Annotated in this window: 16 protein-coding genes; 10 read left to right on the forward strand and 6 right to left on the reverse strand. The window is 48.9% G+C overall.

The genetic code is table 11. From position 1 onward, the window contains the following. Window positions 1-604: 604 nt before the first annotated feature. Window positions 605-2,725: a catalase gene (locus NG795_RS20800; protein WP_367290557.1), complete on the forward strand. Its 2,121-nt coding sequence runs from the start codon at window positions 605-607 to the stop codon at window positions 2,723-2,725. A gap of 194 nt (window positions 2,726-2,919) precedes the next feature. Here NG795_RS20800 and NG795_RS20805 read toward each other — a convergent pair whose 3' ends face one another. Further along, the gene (locus NG795_RS20805; protein WP_367290558.1) at window positions 2,920-7,272 is read right to left on the reverse strand and encodes an EAL domain-containing protein; all 4,353 of its coding nucleotides are present in this window, start codon (window positions 7,270-7,272) and stop codon (window positions 2,920-2,922) included. Window positions 7,273-8,408: 1,136 nt separating this feature from the next. On the opposite strand from NG795_RS20805, the gene NG795_RS20810 reads away from it, so the two are divergent. Both NG795_RS20810 and moaA read left to right on the forward strand, forming a co-directional pair. After that, complete coding sequence (locus NG795_RS20810; RefSeq protein ID WP_367290559.1) at window positions 8,409-8,990, forward strand: Npun_F5749 family FMN-dependent PPOX-type flavoprotein; 582 nt, start codon at window positions 8,409-8,411, stop codon at window positions 8,988-8,990. 122 nt (window positions 8,991-9,112) lie between these two features. Next, window positions 9,113-10,189 (forward strand): GTP 3',8-cyclase MoaA, encoded by a 1,077-nt coding sequence (gene moaA, locus NG795_RS20815; RefSeq protein WP_367290560.1) that lies wholly within the window; start codon window positions 9,113-9,115, stop codon window positions 10,187-10,189. Between the two features lie 471 nt (window positions 10,190-10,660). Here the strand turns inward: moaA and rpsD are convergent, their stop codons facing one another. Then, complete coding sequence (rpsD, locus tag NG795_RS20820) at window positions 10,661-11,269, reverse strand: 30S ribosomal protein S4 (RefSeq protein WP_261207760.1); 609 nt, start codon at window positions 11,267-11,269, stop codon at window positions 10,661-10,663. A 156-nt stretch (window positions 11,270-11,425) separates the two neighbouring features. On the opposite strand from rpsD, the gene NG795_RS20825 reads away from it, so the two are divergent. Next, window positions 11,426-12,025 (forward strand): hypothetical protein, encoded by a 600-nt coding sequence (locus NG795_RS20825; protein ID WP_367290561.1) that lies wholly within the window; start codon window positions 11,426-11,428, stop codon window positions 12,023-12,025. A 77-nt stretch (window positions 12,026-12,102) separates the two neighbouring features. On the opposite strand, the gene NG795_RS20830 is transcribed toward NG795_RS20825, so the two are convergent. After that, entirely contained in the window at window positions 12,103-12,270 is a 168-nt protein-coding gene (locus NG795_RS20830; protein ID WP_367290562.1) for a metallothionein, read from the reverse strand. A gap of 998 nt (window positions 12,271-13,268) precedes the next feature. Here NG795_RS20830 and NG795_RS20835 point away from each other — a divergent pair. Then, entirely contained in the window at window positions 13,269-14,807 is a 1,539-nt protein-coding gene (locus NG795_RS20835) for a slr1306 family protein (RefSeq protein ID WP_367290563.1), read from the forward strand. Window positions 14,808-14,838: 31 nt separating this feature from the next. After that, the gene (locus NG795_RS20840) at window positions 14,839-16,269 is read left to right on the forward strand and encodes a GTP-binding protein (RefSeq protein ID WP_367290574.1); all 1,431 of its coding nucleotides are present in this window, start codon (window positions 14,839-14,841) and stop codon (window positions 16,267-16,269) included. A 169-nt stretch (window positions 16,270-16,438) separates the two neighbouring features. Here NG795_RS20840 and NG795_RS20845 read toward each other — a convergent pair whose 3' ends face one another. Together NG795_RS20845 and NG795_RS20850 are read right to left on the reverse strand one after the other, a co-directional pair. Further along, a complete protein-coding gene (locus NG795_RS20845; RefSeq protein ID WP_367290564.1) occupies window positions 16,439-17,029 on the reverse strand; it encodes a Uma2 family endonuclease in 591 nt (196 codons plus the stop codon). A 55-nt stretch (window positions 17,030-17,084) separates the two neighbouring features. Then, complete coding sequence (locus tag NG795_RS20850; protein WP_367290565.1) at window positions 17,085-17,675, reverse strand: Uma2 family endonuclease; 591 nt, start codon at window positions 17,673-17,675, stop codon at window positions 17,085-17,087. A 165-nt stretch (window positions 17,676-17,840) separates the two neighbouring features. Here NG795_RS20850 and NG795_RS20855 point away from each other — a divergent pair, with 165 nt between their 5' ends. The 4 genes from NG795_RS20855 to NG795_RS20870 all read left to right on the forward strand — a co-directional run bounded on the left by NG795_RS20855 (window position 17,841) and on the right by NG795_RS20870 (window position 20,868). Then, window positions 17,841-18,032 (forward strand): hypothetical protein, encoded by a 192-nt coding sequence (locus NG795_RS20855; RefSeq protein ID WP_367290566.1) that lies wholly within the window; start codon window positions 17,841-17,843, stop codon window positions 18,030-18,032. 175 nt (window positions 18,033-18,207) lie between these two features. Beyond that, window positions 18,208-18,393 (forward strand): formyltransferase family protein, encoded by a 186-nt coding sequence (locus NG795_RS20860; protein ID WP_367290567.1) that lies wholly within the window; start codon window positions 18,208-18,210, stop codon window positions 18,391-18,393. 145 nt (window positions 18,394-18,538) lie between these two features. Continuing rightward, window positions 18,539-19,972, forward strand: coding sequence for a BCD family MFS transporter (locus tag NG795_RS20865; protein WP_367290568.1), 1,434 nt, complete (start codon window positions 18,539-18,541; stop codon window positions 19,970-19,972). 89 nt (window positions 19,973-20,061) lie between these two features. Then, window positions 20,062-20,868: an inositol monophosphatase family protein gene (locus NG795_RS20870; RefSeq protein ID WP_367290569.1), complete on the forward strand. Its 807-nt coding sequence runs from the start codon at window positions 20,062-20,064 to the stop codon at window positions 20,866-20,868. 114 nt (window positions 20,869-20,982) lie between these two features. On the opposite strand, the gene NG795_RS20875 is transcribed toward NG795_RS20870, so the two are convergent. Beyond that, window positions 20,983-21,444 (reverse strand): ChaN family lipoprotein (locus NG795_RS20875; RefSeq protein ID WP_367290570.1); only part of this gene is annotated, 462 nt, incomplete at its 5' end.

Below are 21,444 nucleotides of genomic sequence, written 5' to 3' on the forward strand. Positions count from 1 at the left end.
CATTTTGGGGTGAGTTAGGTTGCGATCGCTTTTTAAATCCGTGAGGCAGAGACTCCGGCCCGACTCGGTTATTCCTTTAGATAGATGACAGATTGTTTCTTTCCCTCCTATGCTCGATATCGTCCAAAAGAATAACAAATTTGCCTTAATCTAGCCGGAGAAGTCACTGATGTAGCAATCTCCTTCTCTGACTATTGTCTGTTAATAGAGAACAGGCGATCGCCTGAGCGGAAGCTAACCACCAAGAGCAGTACCCTGGGTATTTCTCCCCAATCAATCTGCCCTTTATCTGGGAAAAAACTTAAAAAATCAAAACTTGTTGACAATAGATCCAAGCCTACGTTACCCTTTAGAAAACGAAACAAGGTAAAAATAATTTCTCATCATCAGTAAAGAGAATCACATTTCTATACTGGAAAATATCCAGATTACTGCATTTGTGCTGAGTTTAGAATGAGCTGAATTTTTGGGTGTTTACGCTGTGCGAAAACCCTGTTTTATCAGAATCCCTTAATAAAGGGTAACTTTTTGCTTAGGAAACATCTCGGTGTTTCAATCAATCTGAATTCGTTTCACTGAATCCTGTTAAAGGTTAAAACCGACCATGAATCAAGATAATAATTTTGAAGACCAGAAAAATGAAAGTTTAGAAATGTTTCGCCGGGAGACGGGCGAAAACTTGACCACAAACCAGGGAGTTCTAATTGATGACACCAATAATTCCCTAACCGCTGGCGATCGCGGTCCGACGTTAATGGAGGACTTCCATTTTCGCGAAAAAATGACCCACTTTGACCATGAACGAATTCCCGAACGGGTGGTTCATGCCCGGGGTTCTGCGGCGCATGGTTATTTTCAAGTGTATGAATCGATGGCGGAATACACCAAGGCGAAATTCCTCCAAGACCCTGCGGTGAAAACGCCGGTCTTTGTCCGCTTCTCGACGGTGGTTGGGTTCCGGGGTTCAGCCGATACGGTTCGGGATGTGCGAGGGTTTGCCACTAAGTTTTATACCGAAGAAGGGAATTATGACTTAGTGGGTAATAATATGCCGGTCTTTTTCATTCAGGATGGGATTAAATTCCCGGATCTGGTTCATGCGGTTAAACCGGAACCGCACAACGAGATGCCCCAAGCTTCTGCCGCCCATGATAATTTCTGGGACTTTATTTCCCTGATGCCGGAATCGATGCACATGATTATGTGGGTGCTTTCCGATCGCGCTTTACCCCGCAGTTACCGGATGATGGAAGGGTTCGGCGTCCATACCTTCCGCTGGATTAATGAGCAAGGTAAGGCGCACTTGGTGAAGTTGCACTGGCGTCCGCCTCTGGGAATGCACTCCCTAGTCTGGGATGAAACCCAAAAGCTGGCAGGGAAAGACCCAGATTTTAATCGCCGTGACCTTTGGAATGCGATCGAAATGGGACATTATCCAGAATTTGAACTCGGAGTCCAACTCGTTGCGGAGGAAGAAGCAGATAAATTTGACTTTGATTTGTTAGACCCGACCAAGCTAATTCCCGAGGAATTAGTGCCGGTGAAAATCATTGGCAAAATGACCCTCAACCGCAATCCCGATAACTTTTTTGCGGAGACTGAACAAGTGGCGTTCCACCCCGGTCATGTCGTCCCGGGAATTGATTTTAGCAATGACCCGTTGTTACAAGGTCGTTTGTTCTCTTATACCGATACCCAGTTAATTCGCTTGGGTGGCCCGAACTTTGCAGAACTCCCGATTAATCGTCCGGTTGCTCCCACTCATAACAATCAGCGCGATGGGTATTCCCGCCAAACCATTGATAAGGGTCAGGTAAATTATTTTCCCAACTCTCGGGCAGGGGGTTGTCCGATGGCGAACCCGGAGAATATGCGCGCTTATAAGCACTATGCAGAAAAGGTGGAAGGCGTGAAGATCCGCAAACGCAGTGAGAGTTTTCAGGATCATTTTAGTCAAGCAACCTTGTTCTGGAATAGCTTATCCCAGGTGGAACAGGATCACCTCGTTTCTGCTAGTCACTTTGAGTTAGGGAAGGTGGAAGACAAGCAGATTCAGGAACGGATGGTGGATCTGTTTAATCATGTGGATCATGAATTAGCCAAGCGGGTCGCCAAGGGAATTGGCATCTCACCTCCTACTGAACCTGCTGTGGAAAATCACGGTCGCCGTTCTCCCTCTCTGAGTATGGAGAATACGGTTAAAGATACGGTGACGAGTCGGCAGGTGGCGATTTTAGCTGCTGATGGGTTTGATGGAACTCAGTTAATGCAAATGAAACAGGCATTACAGGAGGCCGGAGCAAGTGCCAAGATTGTCTCGAAGTTTGGCGGGATGATTACCAGTGCATCTGGTGAACAAGTGAAGGTGGATAAGATGTTTATCGCCACGGGTTCGATTATGTATGATGCGATTTATGTTCCCGGGGGACGAGAAAGCATTGAGACGTTGAAGCAGGAGGGAGACGCGATTCATTTTATTAATGAGGCGTTCCGGCATTGTAAGGCGATCGCCGCCACGGGTGAGGGGGTGGAATTACTCAAGGCATCGAGTATCCAAGGAGTGAGCTTATTAGAGTCTGACTCCAATGGACAGGTGCGATCGGAGAAAGGGGTGGTTACTCTAACCGGAGGGTCGGACTTCCAGTCAGCAGCCGAAACCTTTATTCAGGCGATCGCCCAACATCGTCACTGGGTCCGAGAACAGAAAGAAAAAGTACCCGCCTAAATCGGATTATCCCCCGTCGGGTCGCGATCCAGATGCGCTAAGGGAACTCCAAAAAATAAATCATCCCAATGTTCGTAGTGACTCCTTTAGGAGTCATCTTTAGAGAAACCCCTGAAGGGGTTACTACAAACATTGGGATGATTTATAAAATCCCAATGTAGGCTCACAAGGGATTGATCGCCCCCGGTGGTCTCTTATAACAGTCCTTGGGATTGTTCTAGCAGTCGGGTGGCATTGAACGCACTCAGGGGAGCACTAAACAAATATCCCTGCATTTCATAGCAGTTGAGATTCAGCAAACAATCCCGCTGGACGGCAGTTTCTACTCCTTCCGCCACCACATTCATATTCAGCTTTTGTCCTAGAGTAATAATCGCCGAGACGATCGCCGCTTCTTTGGCATTGAGTGCGACATCCCAGACAAAAGACTTGTCAATTTTCAGGGTTTGGAAGCAAAATTTTTTCAGATAATTTAAAGAAGCATACCCAATTCCAAAATCATCGATCGCCGTGGAAATTCCCATTGTGCGAAACTGACGCAAAATGCTATCGGTCAAATCCGGGTCATGCATCGCCGTGGTTTCGCTAATTTCTAACCCCAACCAATGGGGGTCTAGCTTCGCCTCTCCCAGCATTTGGGAGACAATTTCGGCTAAATCCGGATGGTGGAATTGACGAGTGGAGAGATTCACCATCATCCGAATCGGAGGTAATCCCGCATCCTGCCATGTTTTATTTTGGCCGATCGCCTGCTGCAACACCCACCACCCCAATTTGATAATCTCACAGTTGTCTTCTGCGATCGGAATAAACGTATGGGGAGGAACTAATCCCAAATGCGGGTGTTGCCACCTCACTAAAGCTTCCATCCCAACCACTGCGCCGGTTTTAAAATTTACCTGGGGTTGGAATTCCAAAAAAAATTCTTCTCGGGTTAAAGCCTCATGAAGTGAGTTATCCAAAACCAGTAACTCAGAGGCTTCTGAACTCATGGCAGGAGAGTATATCTGGTAATGATTCCGGCCCTGTTCTTTGACGCGATAAAGGGCTGTATCCGCATTTTTAATTAAAGTTTCCGGGTCATCTCCATCCCGGGGATAAAGGGCTAAACCAATACTCCCCGTAATATAGAGTTGGTTACCTTCAATCTCAAAAGCGGGACGGAGACATTCCAGCAGTCTTTGAGCAATCTGGGCGGCATCTTCTGTACTGGTAATTCCTTCTAACAACAGAATAAATTCATCTCCACCCCAGCGGACGATAATATCACTATCACGCAGACAACTTCGCAAGCGTGAGGCAGCGGTTTGGAGGAGTTCATCGCCGACAGCATGACCGAGGGTGTCGTTAATGATTTTGAAGCGATCGAGGTCCAGAAACATCACCGCCAGTTGGTCTTTTTCCTGTTTGGCAGTTTCGATCGCCATTGGCAGGCGTTCATCCAATAGTTGCCGGTTGGGTAAACCCGTGAGACGGTCATGATAGGCTTGATGGCGAATCATTTCCTCTTGGTGATGACGTTGCAGTGCACCGCCTATACTCGCCGCGATCGCACTTAAAATCGAGACTTCGCTTTTGGACCAAGGACGATCAACCTCAATGTCATCAAACCCGATGTATCCCCAAAATTCATTATTCACCAGGATCGGAACCATCAAACTCGATCGCGTTCCCTCTTGAGCAAACAGTTGTTGTTCGGCTGGATTCAAATTCTGAGCAATCAAACTGACCGTTTCACCGACTAACAAGGTATCGAGGAGGCTTGAGCGTAACTGGACGACGGAACAGGCCCCATTTTTAAAACCGACCTGGGGAGTTCGGGTCCACTCAAACCGAATCCACATTTTACAATGTTCCCGAGAGGTACAGTCGGAACAAGAGGACAATTTTGAGTTAGGGTCTGAGGGATTGCCGAAGCTGTAGGCGGTGGTGGGATTAGATAACTCACAGATATAGACGCGATCGACCCCTGCCGCTTCTCCGAGGGTAGCCAAGGCATCCAATGCCGCTTGAGCAGTGTTGCTATTGGTCAACAGGTGATTCATGGCTTGGGCGACCCCCAGCAATAAGTTATCCCGTTGGTGCAGTTCTGCCTCAGCTTGTTTGCGCTGGGTGATATCAACCACGGTGCCTTCATACCCGATGATTTCACCGTTGGTATCGCGAATGGTCCGCGCACATTCAGAAATCCAGATGATGCGGCGATCGCGGCGATAGACTTGGGACTCAAAGCCCCAGACGGTTTCTTGTTCTTGTAACAAGCGGCGAAACTCGGACCGGCGCTGGGGGTCCACATAGAGTTGATGTTCGATATCCGTCAAGACTTGGATTAATTCTTCCGGGGAATCATATCCATAAATAGCGGCCAACATGGGATTGGCGGTGAGGTATTGACCACTGGGAGTGGTTTGAAAAATCCCCTCCACGGCATTTTCAAAGATGCTGCGATATTTGCGTTCCGCCTGCCGCAGGGCTTCTTCAGTTTGCTTACGTTGATAATAACTGGAGAGCATTTGGGCAATGACCCGCAGGAGTTGAGCATGGCTGGCGGACCAATGGGGTTGAATTTGGCGATCGTCAAATCCTAGAAATCCGACTAATCGTTCCTCCTGGGAAAAAAGTGGGACAATGAGCAACGATTGGATATTTTGAGAGAGAAAGAAGGCTTTTTCGGCATGGGCGGCTTTTGGTAGCCAATGGACATTACAGATATCTAAGATTTCCAGGACCGTGAGTTGGTCCATCAGCCAGGGGAAATCCGCCGATTGCAGGTTTTGGCGGTTCTGGATTTGGGAGATCGCCGCAGTGGAACACCATTCATAAGTGTTGCTAAATTGACATCTGCGATCGTCGAACTCAAAAATATAGGCCCGTTCTACTCCGGCGGCAATGCCAACTCGGGCGAGGATTTTATGGAAGTTGGGTTCGCGGGTGGAGACGAACAAGCGGGAAATCTGAGATAATGCCGCTTCGATGACCAGTCGCTGATGGAGTTGTTCTTCGGCTTCTTTGCGTTCGGTGATATCCCGAGAATTAACCACAATTCCTTGGATGCTGGGATCATCGAGGCGGTTATTGGTTACGGATTCTAAGTAGACCCAAGTTCCATCGGCATGGCGAAACCGATATTCAATGGGTTTTAAGGATAAGGAGAGGTCCGGGCGATTGTTCAGGGTGAGGGGGGAAAAATCTGCCATGATTTTGGAGGGGTGTAGGTTATTGAATTTGCAGGGGTGTAGCGATCGCTTGGAGGGGGTGGCTTTGGGTCGAGGCATGATCACTTCGCGAACCATTGCCACATCTTCGGGATGGACATAATCCAGGAGGCAGTGACCCAATAAGCTATCGGGTTGATATCCTAAAATGCGATCGAGGGAGGGTGACCCATATAAAATTTTCCCGTCTGCGGACAAAATGGCGATGGTGTCTGAGGAGTTCTGCACCAAAGCGGCAAACCGTTCTTCTGCCCGTTTGCGATCGGTAATATCTTTAACCGTGCCTTCATAGGCAATGATTTTGCCCTTGGCATCCCGGATCGTCCGCGCATTTTCAGAAATCCAAATGATGCTGCCATCTTTGCGATAGCACTGAGATTGGAAGTCCCACACCGCATCTTTTTCTTGTAACAGGTCGTTCAGTTCCTGCCGTCGCGAGGGGTCCACATAAAGCTGATGTTGGATATCCCGAATCGAATTCATCACTTCTCCCGGTGAGTCGTACCCATAAATATGCGCCAGGGTCGAGTTAACCAGGAGGTATTCCCCGGAGGGGTTACTTTGAAACATTCCTTCGATGGAACGCTCAAAAATATTCCGATATTTTTGTTCGGCTTTTCGTAAGACTTCTTCTGCGCGTTTCTGGAACAGTACCGAGCCCAGTCCCCGGAGAAGTTCCGAAACCTGTTCAACGATCCCCCAATCTTCTGGGTGGGACTCCACCATGAAGAAGACCAGGACGGTAAGAATTTCCCCGTTGGCGAGAATTGGTACACCCAGGGCCGCTTTGATGCCCAGTTTTCGGGCGAGTTTCACCCGAGGAAAAATGGCCTGGGGCAGTTGAGATACATCTTTGGCCCATTCTAGCTTTTGTTGAACCCAGACCCGTCCAGGTAGACCAATTCCGGGTAAAAAGGTTAGGGTTTCGCTTTGTTTGCGGAATTTTTCAATCTCTGGCAAGGGTCGCCCGAGGGCATTGATTTTTCCGGCATACCATGCGGGACTACATTCAAGGTATCCGCCTTCGGAATTCAAGGACCAAGCTTCTCCATAATCCCATCCGGCAATTTCGCAGACTTGTCGCAGGGCCAAGCTTAATGCGGTGTCAAAATCCTCAGCTTGTGCAACGCCGAGGGTCAGTTGTTGTAAAACAGAGGCGCGGCTTGGGTTCATAAGTTCTTTGCTGGATTCCCGTTTGCTGATGTCTTGGCACAAGCCAAGAATCCCGCAAATGCTGCCTTCTAGGTTTTGCATGGGTCGTCGTCTCACGCTATTGGTTTGGGATAGAGAAATTGGCAGGTAGGATGGGGATAGAGTCGATGTAGATTGCACAATTAAGTGGTTTTTCCTGCCTTGGGCTTCGCGGAGGAAGCCGGTCCTTAAAACTCTGGACTCACCAGATGCGGTCGGGCTGGGCTGCCGGTGAACAGGGTTGAGGAATCTGAGGGTCCGTTCAGGTCGCCTCTTGTCTGGGGAGAATCCTACTGGAGTCGGCATTCAGACAGTCCCCTGAATACTGTTCTTCCCTTCGGCAGTCCAGCACTTGTGTGGTTTGAACCGTTGGCAGCAATCCAGCAAAATTTCCCTTGAACTGATTTGGGTCTCTCAAGGGCTAAATTGGAAGCAGCATCATCCCTCCCGGGTAACGAGAACCATTGAGGGAACGGTTCCAGCCAGGGCCAACTTGAATCGGTTTGGTTTCCGATTGCAGTATGGAAATTTTTGGGCTCAACCAAGGCACCGACTGCATCTGAATGAGACATCTGAAGGGCCAATGCTAACTGACAGAGAAAGGTTTTAACTTCTCTAAAAGAATCTATCCTATATGTCGATGTAATTTCGGCAACAAATTACACAAAAAAACAACTATTTTTAACTTAATCTAAAGAACTAGACCCTTACCTCAAAAGGGAATTTTTGGCAATATTTAATTTTTCAAAAAAACGTAAACTTTTGTCAAGAAAATGTTGGGGAAACTCAGCCGTGGAAGAGCAGGGAAGGCAAAAGTTATCCCCACAATTGCTGGAAATGATGGGAGAGGGTTGGGACTCCGGAGCATGATTGCTCTAGCTTTGGGTGCGATCGAGTGAGCAGGTTTAAAAATTTTTGCAATCCATTTAATTTCAATCAAGTCGGTGAAATCCGGCGATAAATGTCAGGAAGGAAAAGCTTTTCACCCCCCATGTACCCCAAGAAAACCGCTCCCCTTCCTGGTCCTGAACTTTTGCATTCATTAAGTGAATGTTTTCCTGATTTCCTCCCTCTACTCACCTTTCAGGCCCAGGGGAAACCCCCAGTAAGTCAGGGACTTGTTGTTATTTGTAGTGTAAGTCAAGCCCAGTCACTTCGGTGATTTCTACAGATTTAATTCATAATCGGGGAGGGGCATCTGGGGTTTAAGGACCGATCGCCTTTGCCGTCGCGATAGAATAAAACAAAAACTAATCTGAGTGCCGTCTCCTTGAATCATGTCTCTTGCACCGTGGCGATCGCCCCTATCCCATGCCCTTCAGCGCAACCGTAGCCGACCCGAATCGCGCTACTTCCAACTCGCCACCATCCGCCCAGACGGAACTCCCGCTAATCGCACCGTTGTCTTTCGCGGCTTTTTAGAGGAAACCAACCAACTCAAAATGGTCACCGATGCCCGCAGCCAAAAAGCCCAGCAAATCCCCTCCCATCCTCATGGCGAAGTCTGCTGGTACTTCCCCATCACCCGGGAACAGTTCCGTCTCCAGGGTCACTTGAGCTTAGTAGACCCTCATACCCCTAACCCCGCTTTGCAACAAGCCCGTTGTCGGGAATGGCAGCAACTTTCCGACAGTACCCGACGCCAGTTTTCTTGGCCGGATCCCGCTGCACCCTGTGGCGAGCGCGATGATTTCTTTTCCCCAGTCCCGGATACCAGCCAACCCCTAGCCCAATTTTGTTTACTTTTACTCGATCCCATCACCGTGGATTGGTTAGAATTACGAGGAGAACCTCAAAACCGCTGGCTTTATCAATTCAATGGCGATCGCACCTGGTCTCAGCAAGCCATTAATCCCTAAAAATCAGGCTCACCCCCAATTATAAAAAGTTTTGACAGCAACTCATCAAAATTTTGATAGGTGAAACCCCAGACCTGAATGAGAGTCTGAAAGGGTCTTCGTTAGAATAAGCAAGATATCCGATGAAAGCATCTAGGGGTCAAATGGGCAATTTTGTTGAAACCAACCCGTTAAAAAATACCACTCGGACCATTGAAGTCCCCCCACAGCGAAATCGAGTGGATTATCTGAGGATTAGTTTAATTGACCGCTGCAATTTTCGCTGCCAATACTGTATGCCAGAAGGGGCAGAACTTGACTATATCCGGCAACAGGATTTACTCACTCGTGAGGAACTCTTAACGTTACTGAAAGAAGTATTTATCCCTGTCGGATTTACGCGGTTTCGGTTAACGGGAGGGGAACCCCTAATTCGGGCGGATGTGGTGGAAATTGTCCAGGCGATCGCCAATCTCCCCCAAACTCAAGATTTAGCCCTAACCACCAATGGCTTTTTCCTAGCCCAAAAAGCCCAACTCCTCTATGATGCCGGACTGCGCCGGATTAATATCAGCCTTGATTCGCTAGAAGCGCAAACCTTCGACTTCCTAGCCGGAACTCGCGGCACCAGTCGCTGGCAACAAGTTTGGGATGGAATTCAGGAAGCCTATCGGGTCGGATTTAACCCCTTAAAATTAAATGTTGTGGTGATTCCCGGGGTCAACGATCGCGAAGTTTTAGATTTAGCTGAATTAACGATTGCCCGAAATTGGCACGTTCGCTTTATCGAATTCATGCCGATCGGGAATGGGGAATTATTTGGCGACTGCGGTTGGATTCCCTCAGAAGAACTCCGCCAACGCATTCGCGATCGCTGGGGATTAACAGAAGGACAAGTCACCGGAAATGGTCCTGCGGATGTGTTTCAGATTCCCAACGCCAAAGGCACCGTCGGATTTATTTCTCAGATGTCCGAATGTTTCTGCGATCGGTGTAACCGAATGCGTTTAAGTGCCGAAGGCTGGTTAAGGCCCTGTCTCCTCAACGAAACCGGCCAAATCAACCTCAAAACCGCCCTCCGCCAGGGTATTCCCCTCCCAGATATCCGCCAGCAAGTCGCCCATTTACTCGAACTCAAACCCGAAATCAACTACAAACAGCGAGACTCCGGCACCGAAACCGGCAGCTACAGCCGTACCATGTCGCAAATTGGAGGATGAGGCATGGGGAAGAAAGTTTGTAGTAACGACTTCAGTCGTTACCGCCGTACCCTATCGCAAATCGGAGGATCAGGGATGGGGAAGAAAGTTTGTAGTAACGACTTCAGTCGTTACCGCGTGGCGTAAGCGTTAGCTTACGTCACGCCTCTTTGGATGCTCTGCCTCCAGTCCCCAAGCAGGCTCTTCATCCGCCAATCGTGCGTGTCACGACTTCCGCCGTGACAGGAAAGCAACGACTGAAGTCGTTACTACGAACATCTCCTTCATCCCCCATCCTTCATCCTTCATCCTTCATCCTTCATCCTTCATCCTTCATCCTTCATCCCCCATCCTTCATCCTTCATCCTTCATCCTTCATCCTTCATCCTTCATCCTTCATCCCCAAACTAAAAGCCCCCTTGCTGACGGGTTTGGGGGCTTTAAAAAATCTCTAATTAGGCTGCGCGGTAAGAAGCAGCGAGACTTGAAACGTTAGGCTTGTCGAGAATAGTATTCAACCACCAGGAGCTCATTAATTTGTAGCGCGATCCATTCCCGCTCAATCACTCCATTGACCTTGCCTTCGAGTTTGTTCTTGTCAAACTCCAAATGGCTCGGCATATTGGCTAATCCAGGAGATTGCAAGTTAGCTTGGACCATCTGGCGAGATTTTTCCCGATCGCGGATGGCAATGATGTCTCCGGGACGGCAATTGTAACTGGGAATATCCACAACCCGACCATTAACCGTGAGGTGACCGTGATTGACCAATTGCCGTGCCGCTGGAATCGTCGGTGCCATTCCCATACGGAAAATGGTATTATCCAGACGCATCTCCAGCAGTTGTAGCAGCACTTGACCCGTAGAACCCGTGACGCGACGGGCGCGACGGACATAGCGCAGCAGTTGCTTTTCGCTCAGACCATAGTTAAAGCGCAGTTTTTGCTTTTCTTCTAAGCGGACTGCATATTCCGAGCGTTTTTTGCGGGCTTGCCCGTGCTGTCCTGGGGGATAGGCGCGCTTAGGAGTTTTGCGCGATAATCCGGGCAGTTCTCCTAAACGGCGTACTATTCTCAGTCTCGGGCCTCGATATCGTGACATTCCTTTTCCTCGTCAGTTGTTACACAGTTTTCCCAGACTCTCTAGTATAGATCTTTACTAGGTTCAGTTTCAAGTCTAACTTTAGATGACTTTGTGCTCAGAAACATCGGTTGAGGGTCAAATGTCCTGTTTTTTGTCATGAGGAGTCTTTAAATAATGATGATTCGCAAAATTCGCAGTCGCCTGGGGAGTAGCGCCCCAGCACAACGGTGGCGCAAGGGTGGACTGTTGGGGCTTTCATTAGTGGCTCTAACGGTGGGCCTGATTCCGTTAAACCCAGCACCGGCAGCCGCGAGAAAAAATGCTTATGATCGCTGTGCTGCTGAGTTACTCGATCGCCAACTCCCCCCAGAGACTGTGGCCCTTGCCTGCTCTGCGGCCCTTCGTCCCGAAGAACTCTCTAAATGCGTTGAAGAGATTGATAGCCGCACAGATATTTTGGCCGAAGATGCCCTAACTCGCTGTCAGGAGGTGCGTCGTCCTCTGGAGTTGGCAACCTGTGTGGTGGATATTAGCGATCGCCGGGATGAATCTGAGGCCCCTTTAATTCTCGATTTCTGTCGCCGCAGTTTATTACCCACGCAATTTTCTCGATGCGTGGTGGGGTTACAAAATCAAATTGATTTGGTCACCTCTCAGGCGATGTCGGTTTGCATCGATACTCGCGATCGCGTGGATTCACCCTTGCCTAATTTTATCCCCGGCAGGGAACCCCCAGCCCCCACTCGCCCCTCGCCCAATCTTCCGTCTACTTAATCCTCACCCGTTGCCGCAAAAAAAGCCCTCATTCCCCTTGAATAAAGGAATGAGGGCTTTTTTGCTGATGACGAAGATTAGGAGTGACAGTCACAACCGGAGTGTCCACATCCAGTTCCATCCGCATGACCATTGGCACAGGCATCAGAACAGTAGGGCTTGCCATCTTTCATGACGGCTTTATCCGTCGGAACCACACACAGGCAGGATTCACAGGCGCATTTCATTTGAGTTACGGTCGTCATTGCTCGACTTCCTCCATTAATTCTGAATTCATCTTAACACATGAACAGCTATTCAGGTATTTTCTTTGCTTTTTTTTCAGAATTGGAGGGGGCTTGGGGGAGGTGCTGAGACCAAGAAAGGCTGAAACCCTTTAGTAGCAGGGGATTTAAAAAAGTTTTGCTTTAGGGGTTGTCAAAACACTTAAGTTCAGGTTATAGTAACTTCAGTGACGCGGGATAGAGCAGTCTGGTAGCTCGTCGGGCTCAATACGCAAGTTAACTAAACGCTTAATAGTTAGCATTGCGATGGGCTGCATACTAAGGAAACTGGTATGCGATAGCCTCTCAAATTCGGGGAAGCCGGTAGCGCGGTAATCCCGAGCCAAGCTCTGAACAAGAGAAGGTGTAGAGACTCGATGGGAGGCACCCTAACAGTTAAAGCTGAGGGTGAAGGGAGAGTCCAGACCACAAACTGGAAAGATACCGGGCAACGAAAGTTGTAGATGGTACGCATAACCCGAAGGTCGGTGGTTCAAATCCGCCTCCCGCCATTACTAAAAATAAAACCCTGTAATCGTAAATGATTGCAGGGTTTTGTTTTTGGTCCTGGGTTGGGGGTTGAGAAACCGGGTTTCTTCCCAAAATTGATGGCAAATAGCAATCATCTGGGTTAGAAACCCGGTTTCTGGTTCTGGGTTGGGGTTAGAAACCGGGTTTCTTCCCAAAATTGATGGCAAATAGCAATCATCTGGGTTAGAAACCCGGTTTCTGGTCCTGGGTTGGGGGTTGAGAAACCGGGTTTCTTCACAAAATTGATGGCAAATAGCAATCATCTGGGTTAGAAACCCGGTTTCTGGTCCTTGGGTTGGGATCGTAAAATCCGCACTGTAAGAGTAGAGTTGGAAGTGCAACCCCAACCGTTAAAATGGAGATAGAAAAGAAGGGCGATCGCGTATCGGAAACTGTTTGCCCCCGGTTGCCCCACGAATGAACATCTATAAAGAAAGTGGGATAATTTTATGGCGGTTAAACTGCAAAGACCTATTTTAATTGGCGGTTTGGGCTTATCCTTTGGTCTGTGGCTGATGGAAAGTTTGAATCACTCCTGGGGAGAAGCGGGGGAAATTGGGGTACTCGGCGCGATCGCCATTGGAACCGGATTTTGGCTGTTCAAAAAACGGGAACCCGCGAAAATAACACCGATCGCCGCTGAATCAGTCACCGCAGAGATGCTGGAAAAAGCCAAAACTCAAGCGGGATTGGTAATAGCCAAGATAGAGGCAGAGGCAGGAGATGCCCAAATCATTGCTGACTTAAGAACTCGCCTCGGACAACTCTCACCGGATGCAACTCGCAAGGCACTGCATCTGGCGATCGCCGGGGGTAAAGGGACCGGCAAAACCAAAGTCATGCAATGGTTACAGTCGAACTGGCAGTCCCAAACCGATAAAACCCTAACCTTTACAGAAATTCCCGCCTTGTTTACGGTGAGGGATGCAGAGGAAGGATTACCCTTACAAGAAACTGCGGCATGGAAACAGGCGATCGCGGCAGATGTGGTGGTATTCTTAACCAGTGGTGACTTAACCGACTCGGAATTTCAAGCCATTCAACAACTCACTGTAGCAGCCGTCCCGGTTTTAGTCGCCTGGAATAAAAAAGACCAGACTTTACCGGAACAACAAGCGGGAATCTTGCAGCGTGCGATTGATCGCCTGGGTTTAACATTAAATCCTGAGAATGTTGTAGCAATTTCGGTTGCACCAAATCCGGTGAAAGTGCGGCAGCATCAAAGTGATGGGACAACGGTTGAGACAATGGAACAACCGGAACCGGAAGCGACTGGCTTAATGACGCGGTTGCAGGAAATGGTAGCAAAAGAAAGCCAGCAGTTTGTAATCGCCCAAAGTTACCGGCAGGCAGTCGCCTTAAAAGCGGAAGCACAACAGGTATTAAACCAACTGCGTCGCGATCGCGCCATGCCAGTCATTGAGAAATATCAGTATATTTCCGCTGCGGCAACCTTTGCCAACCCAGTAGCAGCCTTAGATTTGTTAGCCACAGGTGCGGTTACTACGCAATTAATTGTGGAATTAGGAGAGATTTATCAGCATCCTTTTTCCTTTGACCGAGAAAAGGCGATCGCTGCTGCAATGGGGGAACAACTGGTAAAACTGGGAGTGGTGGAACTGTCTACCCAAACCATTTCCGCCATCCTCAAAAGTAACGCCGTCACATACATTGCGGGTGGAGTTGTCCAAGGGATTAGCGCCGCCTATTTAACACGGTTAGCGGGTTTGAGTCTGATTGAATACTTCCAAGCGCAAGACGTGAGTGCAGAGTCCGGGATTAATTTGGAACAACTGAATCAGACCTTAAAAACAGTGTTTCAACAGAATCAACGGATTGCATTTTTGCAAGGATTTGTCAAGCAGACTGTGACGCGATTCGTACCCGAATCGAAAAAGTCGGAAAGCCTCACTGCACAAGTGAAGGCTTTGCAGGAGAATAGAATAGCAGAGAGTGTAGCGATTCCGAACCTTGAACCAAGCACCTAAAACCCCCAACCCCTCCCCCGCTTCCGCCGGTTTGAATGGTTCAAACCGGCAAGATACCCAATATCTGAACCGAGCCCGCGCCAGCATTCGGCAGGCGCAGTCGTTCTATTCGCAACATCGGCGATCGCGACTCCAGAGTATGGATGTCAAACAGCAGGCAGCGATGCAGGCACAACTCGATCGCCTCTCGGCTACTTTAGAACGACTCGATGGCGGGATGATTCGCATTGCCGCTTTTGGGTTAGTCAGTCGGGGTAAATCTACGGTATTGAATACCTTGATGGGTCAAAAAATCCTGACAACGGGACCGATTCATGGGGTAACCCAATGGCCGCGATCGGTGCAGTGGGATGTGGGGGGTAATCTGGCGGTAGAGTTGATTGATACCCCCGGATTGGATGAGGTTGAGGGTCAAGTGCGATCGGAGATGGCGCGCAATATTGCTGGCGCTGCGGATTTAATTTTATTTGTGGTGTCTGGGGATATTACCCGGACGGAATACGAGGCACTCTGTGAGTTGCGGCGGACTCAAAAGCCGTTGATTTTAGTGTTTAATAAGATAGATTTGTATCCGGAACAGGACCGGCAGGCAATTTATCGACAATTACAATATTTTGCCTCTGCCAAGCAGAAGCGGAAACAGGCATCGGTAGAGATAGAGGATGATTGGGTGGAAGCGGAGGAGACTTTGGGCGATCGCCTCCCCCATCAAGAGGATATTGTCATGGTAGCGGCAGACCCGGCCCCGTTGCAAGTGAGGATAGAATGGCCCGATGGGCGGGTGTCTTACGAGTTGGAAACGCCACCCCCACAGATTGAGGAATTGAAGGACAAGATTTTGCAGGTGGTGCAGGAACAAGGGCGATCGCTGTTGGCGATTAATGCTTTAGTGCAGGCGAAAGAAGCGCAGGAAGAGTTAGCGAAAGCGAGTATCAAATCGCGAGAAGAACAGGCAGAGACGTTAATTTGGCGATTTGCTCAGTATAAGGCAGCAGCGGTGGCATTGAATCCGTTGGCGTTGTTTGATGTCTTGGGAGGTGCGATCGCCGACTTGCTGTTAATTCGGGCATTGGCGCGGTTGTATGGATTACCCATGACAGGATATGAGGCGGGTAAGTTATGGCAGCAAATTCTATTTAGTAGTGGCGGGGTACTACTGAGTGAGTTGGCGAATGGATTGTTTATGGGATTTGGCAAGAGTGCAGCGGCAATTATCGGTGCATCAGGAGATGTAGGGGGAATGACTGGGTACGTTGGCGCTGCGATCGCGCAAGCATCCGTAGCCGGATTTGGAACCTATAAAGTCGGACAAGCTGCACAAGTCTACTTAGAACAAGGCTGTACCTGGGGACCATTAGGTGCCAATACCGTCATTCAGGATATTTTATCCCAAGTCGAACCCAACACCGTATTATACCGCCTCCGAGAGGAATTGCAGCAACAATTAGAGGTGAACAATTGAATAAATCCCGCACCCTGGAAGGGTGGGGCTATACGAACAAAGCCCGCCTACGCGGGCTACTTTTAAAAACCTTTTTAAAAGCCAATTTTATATCATTTTCGCCCAATTCTAACTCCCCCCCTTAGCAAGGGGGGGCTGGGGGGGGTTCCCTCCAAATCCCGCAACAATCCTAATACAAAATCAGCCCTAAATCCAAAACAAACCCAGGCAAAACATCTTCCCCAGATAAAGATTGAGGAGACTCAATAATTTCCACATCTTGCCCAGGACGATAAATTTCTACCCGAAGATTTTGACGGTCAATTAACCAACCTAACCGCACCCCATTCTCCAAATATTCTAACATTTTATCTTGTAACGCTTTCAAAGAATCAGTGGCAGACCGTAACTCCACAACAAAATCAGGACATAGCGGCGCAAATTGCTGCTTTTGTGCCTGCGTCAACCCATCCCAGCGATCTTTTTGAATCCAAGAAGCATCCGGCGATCGATTTCCACCTTTAGGCATTTTGAACCCAGCAGAAGAGTCAAAAGCCACTCCTAAATCATTCGTATCTGTCCAATTGAATAACTGCTGAATCAGTCTACCATTCCGATTGCCCGTATCGCTGCCCGTCGGAGGCATAATGATTAATTCTCCCGTTGCCTTACGTTCAAAGCGTAAATTGCGGTTGTTTTGACAAAGTTGAAAAAACTGCTCATCGCTTAACTCCAGAGTTAATTCTAAAGGTATAAACGCTTCAAGGGTTGCCACTTCCATAGTTTGATACTAATCCTTTATTTAAGTTAGGGCCAGAAGACCGCACGAGTTGCTGTCAATACAAAATCGGACCTAAATCTAAAATAAACCCAGGCAAAACATCTTCCCCACTTAAAGATTGAGGAGACTCAATAATTTCCACATCTTGCCCAGGACGATAAATTTCTACCCGAATATTTTGACGGTCAATTAACCAACCTAAGCGCACCCCATTCTCAAGATATTCTACCATTTTATCTTGTAACTCTTTCAAAGAATCACTGGCAGACCGTAACTCCACCACAAAATCAGGACAAAGGGGCAAAAATTTCTCTCGTTCCTCGGGGGTTAAGGCATTCCACCGCGTGATATTCACCCAAGACGCATCCGGGGAACGATTTCCTCCTTTGGGTAATTTAAAACCACCATTTGAGTCAAACGCTTTCCCTAAATTATTCTGACGACTCCACCCTTGCAACTGGTAAGAGAGTTCGATGTTACGATTGCTGGTTTCTCCTCCCGTCGGTGACATAATGATTACTTCTCCCGTTGCCGTCCGTTCAAAGCGTAAATTGCGGTTGTTTTGACAGAGTTGAAAAAACTGCTCATCGGTTAAATCTAAGGTTAATCTCACCGGTGTAAACGGTTCAAGGGTTGCCACTTCCATAGTTTTATCCCAATTGTTTATATAGGGCAGTTGTGCCATTTCCTGTTGATATCTATGTTAACCCATTTGGCACAGACGGCAACGGGGGCGAGATTGAAAAAAGGCTCTTTTGCAAATGGGCTAAGTTCTGGTAAAATTAGCTCGGGGGATAGGGAAGTATGAAAGATGAATGTCCAAACACTCATGACCAATGACCAAGGACTGAACTCCGAGTCTAGCCCTAGGTTTATTTCTCCTGGGTTGCCGCCTCGCTTTATGGCGGAAAATCCTCCTGCCGATCGCCCGATTCGGTTGGGGATTATGGCATCGGGGAGTGGGAGTAATTTTGAGGCGATCGCTCAGAGAATTACTCCCTAAAAACTCCAGGCAAAAATCAAAGTTCTAATTTACAATAATCCCCAAAGCCCAAGTCTTAGAACGAGCGAATCGAGGGCAGGTTCCGGTGGTTTTCCATAACCATAGGGACTATCAATGTCGAGAAGATGTAGATACAAAAATGATTGAAACCTGGCGGGAGTATGATGTATAATTAGTGAGAAGGGCAGGTTGGATGCGGATTGTGACGCCGGTTTTGATTGATGCATTTCCCAGTCGCATTTTGAATCTGCACCGGAGTTTATTGCCCAGTTTTAAAGGCGGTCATGGGGTGGAAAAGGGAATAAGGGAATGGGAGAGGGTGGCGATCGCTGTTTCTCCCACCCTGGAACTGGGCCAATAAGTATCAGAAATTCGGCTAAAAGTCAAGCCTTCGCGCATTAAATATTCAGCCTAACTTGGGGCTACCTTGCTCCTCTATCTCTCCGGCCCGGATTATCCTAACATGATGAAAGCAGAAGCTGTTGTTAAATAATTCGGAATTCGTTATGGCAACTGGCAATATATCCGAGTCCACATCCGCCCCATATCCGGAAACCCTCAAGCCCAGAATTGACTTAGCAACCATGTTTCGCCTGGGTTTATTTCAAATGGGTCTGGGGATCATGTCCTTACTGACCCTAGGGGTGATTAACCGGGTGATGATTGAAGAACTCCGAGTCCCGGCGTTGATTGCTGCTGGGGCGATCGCCATGCACCAGTTTGTCAGTCCGACTCGCATCTGGTTTGGTCAAATGTCCGACTCAAAACCCTTACTGGGCAGCCATCGCACTGGCTATGTCTGGATGGGTGCCGCCCTATTTACGGCCATCTCCTTCATTGCGGTACAAATTGTGTGGCAACTCGGCAGCAGCTTGGAGGCCACCGGATGGAGTCAGACCACCTACCTCTGGGCGGGAGGGCTGGCCCTAGCCTTTGGAATCTACGGTCTGGCCCTGAGTGCCAGTTCGACCCCCTTTGCGGCCCTCCTGGTGGATGTCTCCGATGAAGATAACCGCTCTAAACTGGTGAGTATCGTTTGGTCGATGCTGATGGTGGGGATTATTGTTGGGGCGATCGTCAGTAGTGGTTTACTCAAGCAAATCACCCTAGATACCCCCATCGAACAGCTACAGGCATCGGTGAACCGTTTATTTATAATTGTCCCGGCGATCGTGCTCGTCCTCACCGGGATTGCCACTGTGGGAGTCGAGAAAAAATATTCCCGCTTTGGTTCCCGCTCAAATGGAGGAGACCGAGACGACCAAATTGGCTTGGGTGAGGCCCTGCGCGTCTTGACTGCCAGTCGCCAAACGGGGATATTCTTTACCTTTCTGCTGGTGATGAGCATCAGTCTGTTCATGCAGGATGCCGTCATGGAACCCTACGGTGGGGAAGTCTTCGGAATGGCGATCTCAGAAACGACCCAACTGAATGCCTTCTTCGGGATGGGGACCCTGATGGGGATTGCATCGACAGGTTTTTTAGTCGTTCCGCGCCTGGGTAAGCAAAACACCACCAAATTAGGCTGTATCTGTGCTGCCGTCTGTTTGGGACTGATTATGATGGCCGGATTTACAGAAAAACCAGAAATGTTAATGGGGTCCTTACTCCTCTACGGTTTAGCATCGGGTATTATTACCACGGGTGCCATTAGTTTGATGCTGGATCTAACTGCCGCAGAAACTGCCGGGACCTTTATCGGGGCCTGGGGATTAGCCCAGGCGATCGCCCGAGGACTGTCTACCCTTGCTGGGGGTGCGGTTTTGGATGTGGGGCGCTTGCTCTTTGGTGTACCCGTTTTGTCTTATGGTCTCGTGTTTGCCACCCAAGCTGCGGGGATGATTCTAGCGGTTGTCCTCCTGCGACGAGTCAATATTCACGAGTTCCGCGAGAATGCCAAAGATGCGATCGCGGCAGTGATGGCCGGTGAATTAGACTGAAGCACCCGGGAATTCAAGCGCCTATCCGCTCATTTCCCTTGATTCAATCGGCTATTAGCAACTGTACATTCGCAATTTATCACAAACCAATGACTGATTTTTGGGATCAAGTTTTACACTTTGCGGAGACGACCGCGAATAAGGTCGGTAAAGAGCTAATGGCTGATTTCGGCCAAGTGCAGGCAGTAGAAAAAGCCGATGGTAGCTTAGTCACGCAATCGGACAAATGGGCCGATCGCGAACTGTGCGATGCGATCGCCACTCGCTTCCCGGAACATGGGGTCCTCAGCGAAGAATCCAAACATCTCTTTCCCGATACCGAATGGTGTTGGATTATCGACCCCCTAGACGGCACCACCAACTTCGCCCGCCGTATCCCGATATGGGGGGTGTCTCTGGGACTACTCTATCGCGGTGTCCCCGTCTTCGGGTATGTCCATTTACCGCCCCTCCATCAATCTTTCCACGGGTTCTGGTCCGGCACAACGGGACTGAAATTACCCCAGGGGGCCTTCCTCGATCGCCGCCGGATTCACAGCAGTTCAGATCCACTGGATCCTAATCAATTTTTTAGCTTCTGTTCCCGCAGTATCGGCCACTATCAACCGGATTTCCCCTGCAAAATTCGGATGTTAGGCGTTGCCAGCTACAATTTCCTCACCGTTGCTGCCGGGATTACCCTTGGAGGAGTAGAAGCAACGCCCAAAATCTGGGATATTGCCGGAGTTTGGCCGATTATCCAAGCTGCCGGTGCCGTCTGGCATTCCCTATCCCCGGAACCCATTTTCCCCCTCACCCCCGGTACCCACTACGGCGATCGCTCCTTTCCCACTCTCGTCACGGCGCAACCCAATCTCATACCTGTCTTTGAACCCTTTGTCAAATCCTTGGGATAGGGGAGATGGGGAGGATGGGGGAGATGTTCGTAGTAACGCCTTCAGGCGTTATCCTCTTATGTTCAACGTTTCGACTTCAGTCGTTTCTTCCCCATCCCCCATCTCCCCTCATCCTCAGTGCTCCCAAAAATAGTCCGCAAGGGGTCGATCGCCCGTTGAGCGCAGTTCTTCGGGAATATCAAATAATAAAGAGCGCTGCATAAAGGGTTCCATTCCGAGGCGATCGCCCACTCGTCTTTCCACCCGACTGGGAATGCCATACCCATACACAATATGCCCTTTTCCCGCCAGAACCACCACCTGAGTCTGAGGATTTTCCCTCACAAAGTTGGCGATCGTTTCAGCCATTGTTTCATCCCACAGCACTTGCGCTAAAAAGAAATTCTCAAACTTCAAACTCGACCCATGTGCCGCTGCTTGGTGCTGTTCAAACACCTCACGGATCATCTGCTGATAGTTGAGATTATCCGTCTTAATTTCCGCAAACGGGGGAATATATCCCACATTCCGCAGGTAAAATAGGAGAGTTGAGGAATATTTTAAAACCATGACAGACATAGCATCTGACATCATAGT

Source organism: Laspinema palackyanum D2c, from assembly GCF_025370875.1.
GTDB classification, from domain to species: domain Bacteria; phylum Cyanobacteriota; class Cyanobacteriia; order Cyanobacteriales; family Laspinemataceae; genus Laspinema; species Laspinema palackyanum.